The 9,459-nt window shown below is 67.6% G+C and carries 10 protein-coding genes and 1 pseudogene; all 11 read right to left on the bottom strand.

Annotated elements, in window-relative coordinates; genetic code table 11:
- Positions 1-329: pseudogene (locus tag AC0KUR_RS37290) on the bottom strand (hypothetical protein); the annotation flags it as partial.
- Positions 330-949: 620 nt separating this feature from the next.
- Complete coding sequence (locus AC0KUR_RS37285) at positions 950-1,108, bottom strand: DUF2256 domain-containing protein (protein WP_371748595.1); 159 nt, start codon at positions 1,106-1,108, stop codon at positions 950-952.
- A 106-nt stretch (positions 1,109-1,214) separates the two neighbouring features.
- Entirely contained in the window at positions 1,215-1,748 is a 534-nt protein-coding gene (locus AC0KUR_RS37280) for a chalcone isomerase family protein (RefSeq protein ID WP_046546927.1), read from the bottom strand.
- A gap of 1 nt (position 1,749) precedes the next feature.
- A complete protein-coding gene (locus AC0KUR_RS37275) occupies positions 1,750-2,967 on the bottom strand; it encodes an SAM-dependent methyltransferase (RefSeq protein ID WP_124629196.1) in 1,218 nt (405 codons plus the stop codon).
- Positions 2,964-3,824, bottom strand: coding sequence for a DUF1365 domain-containing protein (locus AC0KUR_RS37270; RefSeq protein WP_334005932.1), 861 nt, complete (start codon positions 3,822-3,824; stop codon positions 2,964-2,966). Before AC0KUR_RS37270 ends, AC0KUR_RS37275 begins: the two co-directional genes overlap by 4 nt.
- Positions 3,821-5,125, bottom strand: coding sequence for an NAD(P)/FAD-dependent oxidoreductase (locus AC0KUR_RS37265; RefSeq protein ID WP_124629192.1), 1,305 nt, complete (start codon positions 5,123-5,125; stop codon positions 3,821-3,823). The genes AC0KUR_RS37270 and AC0KUR_RS37265 overlap by 4 nt, the downstream gene beginning before the upstream one ends.
- A gap of 92 nt (positions 5,126-5,217) precedes the next feature.
- Positions 5,218-5,835 carry a lipocalin family protein gene (locus tag AC0KUR_RS37260; protein WP_473377333.1) on the bottom strand — a complete coding sequence of 206 codons (618 nt, stop codon included), beginning with the start codon at positions 5,833-5,835 and terminating at the stop codon, positions 5,218-5,220.
- On the bottom strand, positions 5,832-6,932 hold the full coding sequence (locus AC0KUR_RS37255; protein WP_124629188.1) for an SAM-dependent methyltransferase: 1,101 nt from the start codon (positions 6,930-6,932) through the stop codon (positions 5,832-5,834). Before AC0KUR_RS37255 ends, AC0KUR_RS37260 begins: the two co-directional genes overlap by 4 nt.
- Positions 6,929-7,762 carry a DUF1295 domain-containing protein gene (locus tag AC0KUR_RS37250; protein WP_334005925.1) on the bottom strand — a complete coding sequence of 278 codons (834 nt, stop codon included), beginning with the start codon at positions 7,760-7,762 and terminating at the stop codon, positions 6,929-6,931. Before AC0KUR_RS37250 ends, AC0KUR_RS37255 begins: the two co-directional genes overlap by 4 nt.
- Positions 7,763-7,916: 154 nt before the next feature.
- Positions 7,917-8,651 carry an anti-sigma factor gene (locus AC0KUR_RS37245; RefSeq protein WP_334005922.1) on the bottom strand — a complete coding sequence of 245 codons (735 nt, stop codon included), beginning with the start codon at positions 8,649-8,651 and terminating at the stop codon, positions 7,917-7,919.
- Positions 8,648-9,259, bottom strand: a complete 612-nt coding sequence (locus AC0KUR_RS37240; RefSeq protein ID WP_473377334.1) for a sigma-70 family RNA polymerase sigma factor — start codon at positions 9,257-9,259, stop codon at positions 8,648-8,650. Before AC0KUR_RS37240 ends, AC0KUR_RS37245 begins: the two co-directional genes overlap by 4 nt.
- Positions 9,260-9,459 lie beyond the last annotated feature (200 nt).

The following is a 9,459-nucleotide window of genomic DNA, read 5'->3' as shown; positions in this document are numbered from 1 at the left end:
CCCGGCTGCCGTAGCGCCCGCGGCACCGACTCGACGCGCTCGCTGACGTGCAGGCCGGCCTGCTCGATCGTTTCGTCGGATGCAGTCAGGACGCCCGTGACGAGTAGCGTGGGGCACACGCGAGCCGCGACGGTGTGCGATCGCCGTTCGGGCAGTGCGCCCTGCAGGCCGGCGCTTGCACACCGGTCGGTCACCAGCGGCGAGCGGCGCCGGCAGCGTTGGCCGCGCTGCTGCGCGGCGACCCGCAAGCGCGATGCAATCGGCCGGTCGAGCGCCGCACCGGCGTGGTGTAACGGGTTGCGTGCCGGGGCGACGGACACGCGCGCCATCCATGAAGCCGGACACGCCGTAAACCGGCGCGGCTTGATGTCGTGATTGCGTGTTGGCACGGGGCCTCCCTCGGTCGATTCATGCGTCACAGCTGGATTGTATGCAAATTTTCCGGAAAGTGAAGCGGAAAAGTGATTCACATAACAATTTGTCCCGGATTATTTTGAGTCATTTGACGCGTCGGTGCTGTAAGGTTGCGTTGCGAGCACGGGAGTCCTCGTTTGTGCAGGGGAATTTCGTGTTGGTGTGGCGTATGAAACGATTTCCAGGGTCAATGGGGTGGTGGTTAATTTGTGCCATGACGGGCCAGAAAGTACGCCGGAAGGTGCGCGATTTCGATGTATGCATCGACCGTGTCGCACATTTGCGTGTCGATACGGCGAGATCCGGTCCGCGGCCGTTCCCGCAAAGCGTCGTGCAGTTGAAACGGGGCGGAGTGAGCCGCTTATAGGGAACCAGACGGCCACGGGGAAGGGGGAGGACTGCCCTGACGAGCGCGCCTGTGCGCGCACCGGCGCCGATCGATCCGGATTGCCCAAAACAGGCGCGAGCATTCCGTCTCGGATCGAAGCGCCGACCGGGCCCGCGCGCTGCTCGCGACCGGCTCGTCAACGCGAAGTCACCAACGTGCAGCGTTTGGCTTCATGCGGGAACGCGGCCGCCGATTTCGACGGCAACGCTCCGAGCAATATCGGACTTCGTCCCAGGCGGCTTTCCATTTCTTTCTCCAGCTGAAAGGCAAGCCGCAGGTCTCGCATGTCTTCTCAGGCAAGTGCATCTTGTTGACCATGGCGAATCACGCGTCGAGAAGGATCCTGGCGAACTGTCCGGTCGAGCAGCGCTGCCGGCGTCGATACATCGGACCATCGCCGCTCACCGTCGAATCAGCGCGCATCGTCGCCCAGCAACTGACGGCGCAACGACTTTGCCCGCGTGCGTGGGTCGAGCCAGATCGAGAAGAATGCGCGCGCGAACGCCGGGTCGGTCACGTCGGCCGTGAGGCGGCCGTTGGTGTAGAAGCGTGCACCGCGCTCGGGCACATACACGCCGCACAGCACGTCGCCGCGCGATACGTCGGTGAAAGCCCGTTCGATATCGCGGCGCCAAGCATCGAGCGTCGTCGCCGGCAACGGCGCGGGTGCGAGTCTCTCGATTTCGTCCATGCCCGTCGAGACGAGCCGCTCGCCTTTCACGTCGTGACGGTAGGCCAGCGACAACGCAAACGGCGTGTCGAACGCGCCGGGGGGCCGGGGCGCCCACAGCTGGGCGTCGTACAGGCAGATGCCCAGTATGCAGAACCGGCCGGATCCGATTAGTCGCGCCGATGCGATGTCGTCGACACAGCTCGCGCCGGCGAACAAGGGGGCAGCCAGCGCCGCGGCCGCGACTGCGGCGAGCATCGCAAGCCGGCGCCGCATGTCAGCCGCCCGACGACACGATGAAATGCATCACGTCGGTCCGCCGCTCGGCAAATCCCGCTTCGCAATAGGCGAGATAGAGCCGCCAGGTGCGAATGAACGTCTCGTCGAACCGTTGCGCGCGCACCGAGTCGATGCGCGCCTCGAACGCGGCCCGCCAGGTGCGCAGCGTGCGCGCGTAGTCGTCGCCGAACGCGAGCACCGGTTCGGCGGCCAGGCCGGCCCGCCGCGCGGCATCGATGAAACGCTCCGGGCTCGGCAGCATCCCGCCGGGAAAGATGAACTCGCGAATGAAGTCGCTTGACGTGCGGTACGCGTCGAATAGCGACTCGATGATCGTGATCGATTGAATCAGCGCGCGAGCACCGGGCTTCAGGCGCTGCCTGAGCGTGTCGAAGTACACCGGCCAGAACGTTTCGCCCACGGCCTCGAACATCTCGATCGACACGATCGCGTCGTATTGGCCGTCGACGTCGCGATAGTCGCGCAATTCGAGCGTGACGCGATCGGACAGCCCGTCGCGCGCAACGCGCTCGGCGGCCAGCGCGTATTGCGCCTGCGAGATGGTGACGCCATGCACGCGGATGCCCTGCCGTGCCGCATGCACGGCGAACCCGCCCCAGCCGCAGCCGATCTCGAGCACGCGCATGCCGGCGTGCAGGCCGAGCGAATCGACGATGCGCTGATATTTCGCCGCTTGCGCGTCGGCGAGCGAACGCTGCGCGTCGCCGTCGAAGCAGGCGCTCGAATACGTCCATGTGTCGTCGAGCCACAATCCGTAAAAGTCGTTGCCGAGATCGTAGTGCGCGTGGATGTTGCGGCGGCTGCCGGCCCGCGTATTCATCCTCAGCCGGTGCCGCAGCGCGTACCAGAGGCGTGCCAGGCGGCCGCCGGTCACCGTCGTCGCGATCACCGGCTGGTTGCGGATCGCGAGGCGCAGCAGCGCGACGAGTTCGGGCGTGTCGATCCAGCCGGCGCGATACGCTTCCGCGAATCCGATGTCGCCCGCGCGCAGGATCGCACGGCATGCCCGCCAGTCGCGGACCTGCAGCGTCGCGGCCGGCTGGCGGTGCGGATCACCGAACACATGCTGCGCGCCTTCGGGCGTCACGAGCGTCAGGTGCCCGTCGTGGATTTGCCGGAGCAGCGCGAGGAACAACCGGGCCGAGAGCGGCATCGCCGGTTGCGATGCGGGAGACAGCAGGCGCAGCAAGGTCATGGACGAGCCTCGTGATCGGACAGCGCCGAGCGGCCGCGTGGCGACGCGCCCGGCGAACGGGACAATGGCGAATCGGCAGCGGCAGCGGCAGGACGGCCGGGGGGCGTGTTGCCGTAGAACGGCACGCGCGCGAGCCACAGCCGCAGCGCTTGCCAATGAATGCGAATGACGACGTTGATCGCGTTCAGCGGCTGCCGGGCCAGCGCGCGCCATGCGCGTGCCGCCGTCAGCGGCGCGGACCGCGTGGCGATTGCCGTGCGCAGCAGCAGGCCGTCGTCGTCGCGATAGTCGATCGCCATGCTCAGGTGGTCGCCGCACTGACGCACGCGAAACGCGTAATCCCCGACGATGTCGCAAAACGGCGAGACATGAAACGTCTTGCGGCAGACGAGCACGGTGTCGGCGTCGATCGGCGCGTGGCGCATCGCACTCAGCAGGTAGCCGTGGTGCGCACCGAACGTATTGCGCACGTCGGCGTACAGCGCGCGCAGCCGGCCCGCGCGGTCGTAGCAGTACCAGAAGCTCACCGGATTGAATGCGTAGCCGAAGACGCGCGGGATTGTCTGCAGCCAGATCGGGCCGTCGGCGGGAATGCCGGCGTGCGCGAGGACTTCGCGCATCCACGGGCCGAGCGCGCGGCCGTCGCGCGGGCCGTAGTCGCGGGAAGCGAGCGCGAGCGGGGCCCAGCGATCGATGCCGAACCAGCCGGCATCGATCTCGGCCAGCCGCTCGACGTCGCAGCAGACCTGGAATATCGGGTACGCGAACGCATGGCGCACCGGCCGCAGCCGTTCGTGCATCACGGTGCCGACGAGAAGCCGGGCGGCCATGCCGTCGCGGGCAAAGGGCGCGTTCATGGGCGAGCCCAGGCCGGCGCGATGCCGAAGCTGCGGGCGACGCGCAACGCCGATTTCAGTCCGTCCTCATGGAACCCGTAGCCCGTCCATGCTCCCGCAAACCAGGTATTGCGCCGCCCTTGCAGCATCGGCAGGCGATGCTGCGCATCCACGGCCGTGAGATCGAGCAGCGGGTGCTCGTAATCGTAGCGGCCGAGCTGGGTGTCGGGCGCGGGCTCGTCGACCGGATTCAACGTGACGACGACCGGCGAGCGGAACGGCAGCGGCTGCAACTGGTTGAGCAGGTAGCTCACGCACACTGGCGATTCGCCGCCCGTGCGCCTCGGCCGGCCGCCCAGGTAGTTCCACGCCGACCACACGCGCCGCCGGCGCGGCAGCAACGCGGTATCGGTATGAAGCACCGCGACGTTGTGCTGGTAGCGCACGGCGCCGAGCACGTCGCGCTCGGCCTTGCTGGCATCCGCGAGCAGCCGCAGGCTGGTCGGCGCATGGCACGCGAGCACGACCGCGTCGAAACGCTCGTGACCGGCTGTATCGGTCGCCACCGTCACGCCCGCGTCGTCGCGCCGTATCGCGCGGACCGGCGTATTTACGCGCACATCGTCGAGCGTCGCCGCGATGCGCTCGACGTACTGCCGCGCGCCGCCCGCGACGGTGCGCCAGGTCGGCCGGTTGTTGACCTGCAACAACGCGTGATTCAGGCAGAAGCGCAGGAACGTCGCCGCCGGAAACCGCAGGATGTCGTTGGCCGCGCTCGACCAGATCGCGGCCGCCATCGGCAGCAGGTAGTGATGCTGGAACGATGCGCCGTAACCGCCGGCCGTCAGCAGTTCCCCGACCGAAAGACGCTGCCGGCTCGCCGATTCGAGGTGATCGTGCGCGGACGCGTTGAAGCGCAGGATGTCGCGCAACATCCCGAGAAAGGTCGGCGAGAACAAGTTGCGGCGTTGCGCGAACACCGTGTTCAGGTTGCTGCCGGCCCATTCGAGCCGGCCGCCGTCGACCGAAACCGAAAACGACATGTCGGTCGAATGGGCGGCCACGCCCAGTTCGTCGAACAGCGCGATCAGGTTCGGATAGGTCCGGTCGTTGAACACAAGGAATCCCGTGTCGACGGGGTGGCGTGCGCCGTCGAGTTCGACGTCGACCGTGTGCGTGTGACCGCCGAGGTAGTCGGCGGCCTCGAACAGCGTCACACGGTGACGGCGGGCCAGCAAGTACGCGCTGGCCAGGCCCGCGATGCCGGCGCCGACGACGGCAATCCGCCGGCCGGGCAGCGACATTGAAAGTTCCGGGTGCATCGCGAATGGTCTCCGTCAGTCACAAGTGCAGGTTCGGGAATCACACGTGCTCATATACGTCGCACCGCACGCGGCGGATGCAGGTGCGGTGGTCATTCGCGATCGCCGGGCGACGCGAAGCCCGGCCTGCCGATCTGGTCGGGTGTTTGCGGCACCCGCCTGAAGCGCGACGTGTCGTAACCCATCGCATCGAGCCGGGCGAGCAGCGAGCGATAGGTGGCGTCGTCCATCGTCGGCTCGCGCGAGAAGATCCAGCCGAGCGTCTTGCCCGGGTAGCCGAGGATCGTGTACCGGTAGTCGGGGTCGACGTAGAGCGTCAGTTGCGTGACATACACCGGCCAGAACAGCCGCACGCGCCATTCGCCGCCGCTGCCGGGCTTGACCGCGTCGACGAACCGATAGTGCTTCTCGGGCTGGTCGAAGCCGCCTTTGCGGCCGACGAATGCGTCGTCGATCCGGCCATCGTCGCGCAGGCGCCACTCGGCCCGGCTGCCGACGAAGTGGCGTTCCGCGAAATACGGGATGTTCGCGATCACGTACCAGCGGCCCATGTAGCGCGGCAAGTCGACGGGTACGGTCGACAGCGGAACGGCGGCGCGCGGATTCGGGTTCGACGGGCTGCCCGAGCACCCGGCGGCGCCGATCGCGAGCGCCGTCAAGACCGTGACGGCGGCACGGCGGAGAACCCGGTACGCGATCGCGGCCGTCATGCGAGCACCCGGCGCTTGTCGAACAGATAGTGGGCGACGCCCCATTCCTGCCCGTCGGCATAGCCGAACAGCTCGGCGACCGCCATGTAGAACATCCGCCAGCGCTGGAACCAGATGCGGGCGTCGGCGCCGTAGACCGTCTCGAAAATCGGCATGACCCTGGGGCGCGCCGCATCGAGCGACGCGAGCCACTGATTGGCCGTGCGGGCGTAGTGAGTCCCGTCGAGCCACCATTGGCGGGCGATGCGCACGTCGTCCTGGAACCGCAGCAGCAGGTCGGCCGACGGCATCGTCCCGCCCGTGAAGAAATAGCGCGACATCCAGTCGGTGTCGTCGCGCACCGCGAAGTGATAGGCGAGCAGCTTGTGCGCGAAGATGTGCACGAAGAGCTTGCCGTCGTCGTGCATCCAGCGCGCGATTTTGGCGAGCAGTTGCCCGTAGTTCTTCATGTGCTCGAACATCTCGATCGAGAGCACACGGTCGAAACCGGCATCCGCGGGATCGAAGTCGAACTCCACCACGTTGCCGGTCACGATTCGCAGATTCGTCAGCCCGCGCTGCGTCGCGCATCGCTCGATGAAGTGGCGTTGACCGTGCGAATTCGACAGGCCGACGATCTGCGCGGCCGGATACCGTTCGGCGAGCCAGAGCGACAGCGAACCCCAGCCGCATCCGAGGTCGAGAATGCGCTGGCCGTCCTCCAGCCTGGCGCGCTGCGCGTACAACGCCAGCATCGCCTCCTCTGCCTGCGACAGCGTTTCGTCGCCACGCGGGTAATAGCCGCACGAATATTTGAGCCGCGGGCCGAGATGGGCCTCGAAGAAGCTGCCGGGCACTTCGTAATGCTGCGTGTTCGCCGCGAGCGTCTCGATTGCGATCGGGCTCGCGCCCAGTTCACGCACCAGCGTGTCGTAGGCCGCCGCGCGCCGTTCGCCGTCATACGCGTGTTCGTCGCGCAGGCGTTGCCGCATCAGCGAGCGCATGCCGGCCCGGATCAGCCGGTCCGGCAGCCAGCCGCGCTCGCAGCAGCGAATCAGCCAGGCGTCGTTGGGTGCCGCCGCCGAGGCCGGCGACGGTTGCGAGGTGGTAGCGGTCATGATCGCGTACTCCGGTCTTCAGGGTGATCGGATCGAGTGGGGGAAGGGCCGGGCGCCGGCCTCGGAGGCCACGGAACGATGGCGCTGGTCGTGCGCATGTACTCGCGGTAGCCCGGCCGGCTTTGCACCAGACGCGCTTCGAGCAGCGGCAAGCCGGATACCTTGAGCAGCAGCCATGCCATCAGGAGTGGCGGGAACAGCGTCAGCCAGCCCCACGGCATGCCAATCGCCAGCGCCGTGTAGGCGAGCCAGTGCACGCACTCGAAAAAATAGTTGGGGTGCCGCGAATAGCGCCACCAGCCGGCGCGACAGACCTGGCCGCCGTGGTCGGGATCCGCGAGAAACCGCTTGAGTTGCCGGTCGGACGCAGTCTCTCCGGCGACGGCGGCGATCCAGATCGCTACTGCCGCGGCGATCGCGGACCGGGACGGGGCTGCCGCGCTGTATGCGGGGATGAAGAACGCGATCGACAGCAGCATCGAGATCAGCGCCTGCAACTGGAACAGCCAGAACATGTTGCGCGGCGCGGCGTCGCCCCACTGCAGGCGGAACTGTCGATAGCGCGGGTCTTCCGGCTGCCCGCGATTGCGCCGCCACAGGTGTCGCGCGAGTCGCAGCCCCCAGATGCCGCCGCCGGCGGCGACGAGCGCACGATTCAATTCCGGGCCGGTAGCCAGCACGGCGACGAACACGGCTACGCCGCCGAGCGTCGCGGCCCAGACAGGATCGATCATCCCGGCGTTCCGGGAATGCAATTGGGCAATCCATACCGCCGTGAAGGACAGGATCAGTCCGACGAAGGCGAGGAGGGCAACGACGACGGCGGGCATACGGGCTCCGAGGGCGCGATATCCCTCTATACGGAGCGGTCAACCGATCGGATGCAGACGGATGCGACGAGATGCGCGATCTCGTCGAGAGAGACGGCAGCGGGCGGCACGCCGCCTCCCTTTACGTTCGCGGGTTGAGCGCGCGTTGCGCGCGTCAAGTGGTGTGCATCGCGCCGGTGGCGAGCACCGGCCCGGTGGGTTGGCCGCTCGGCGAGCCGCCGCTAGGCTCGAGCGATACGGCGAGCACCGCGCGTGCATCGAGTCGCGCGACGATCGCTTGCGGCAGCGTCATCGACGCCGGTGCGTTCGACGCGAATACGCCGAGCGAGATCGGCTTCGCATTTGGCGGAATCAGCCAGAGCTCCGTCGAGCGGTCCGCGGCGATCGGTGGCGTGTTCGCGGGCACCACGACCATCCGGGCACGCTGCAAGTCGACCGTGGCGGTCCACCGTGCGACGCCATCCGCTTGTGCCAGCGTGGCCGCCATGTAGTGGCTGTCTTCGGCAGCGGGGCGCGGCGGCGCTTCGCCCACCCGGATCACGTTGACCGTGAGCAGTCCGAGCGCCGCCACGCTCGCGCCCATGCCGACCCAGCGCCACAGTCGCAGGCTGTTCCACCATCCGTCGGATGGCGCAGCGCTGCGTGCGCGCGGCGGCGGGATGAAGCCCAGTTGGTGCTGGATCCTCGTCCAGGTTCGCGCGGGCGGGTCGACGGGCGTGACGTCGCCCGCGAGCGGGGCGAGGTGGCGCTGCCAGCGCTCGAGCGCGGCTTGCAACGCCGGGTCGCGAGCGGCGGCCTGCTCCAGCTCGCGGCGCGCGTCTGCGTCGAGCACGCCGAGCGCGTATTCTGCGCAGCGCAATTCGCGATTGTGATCGGCCGGCGTATTCATTGCTCCAGGCACACCTTCAGCTGCATCAGGCTGCGCCGGATCCAGCTCTTCATGGTTCCGAGCGGCACACGCAGTCGCGCTGCCAGCTCACTGTAGGTCGCGCCGCTGAAGAAGGCCTCGCGCACCGCGCGGCCCTGCTGCGGATCGAGTTGCGCGAGGCATCGCTCGAGGCGCAGGCGCTCCTGCGAGGCCTCCGCCAGCGCGGCGGGCGTCGGATCTTCGGCGGGAAGCTCCAGCGCCTGTTCGTCGTCAAGTTGCGCGTCGCGATGCTGCCGCAAGCGGTCGATCGTCTTGTTGCGCGCCAGCGTGATCAGCCACGTCATCGCGCCGCCGCGCGCCAGGTCGAACGCGTCGATGCGTCGCCATGCGGTCGTGTAGACCTCCTGGAGGAGATCCTCGGCTTCCCCATGATCGTGAAGCATGCGCACGATTGCCCCGAACACCCGCGACGCGGTCAGCCGGTACAACTCCGCGAAAGCCGCCTGGTCGCCGGTTGCTGCCTGAAGCATCACCCGGTTCAGATGTTCGCGGCGCGCGACATCCGCATCGGCATCGCGCGAAGGGGCTGTCTGATCGAAGCCGCTGGCACCGCTTGGCGTGTCGCTCATGCAAAGTGGATGGCGCGGACCGCCATGATGTGAATGTCGAGCGAAATATAGCACTCTCGGATGCATGTGATTGAACGATCGGTGGCACGCCCGCTGCACGTTGTGCAGCGCAACGCCCGCTGTGATCTCTTCAACCAGATACGAGCGACGCGTCCGCGCGGATGCAGGCAGCCGCAACGTGCGGCGAATGCGGCCGACTA

This window comes from Burkholderia sp. YHN3-13 (genome assembly GCF_055810675.1).
The sequence above is the reverse complement of the archived record's forward strand: the minus strand, read 5'-3'. Positions and strand labels throughout refer to the sequence as shown.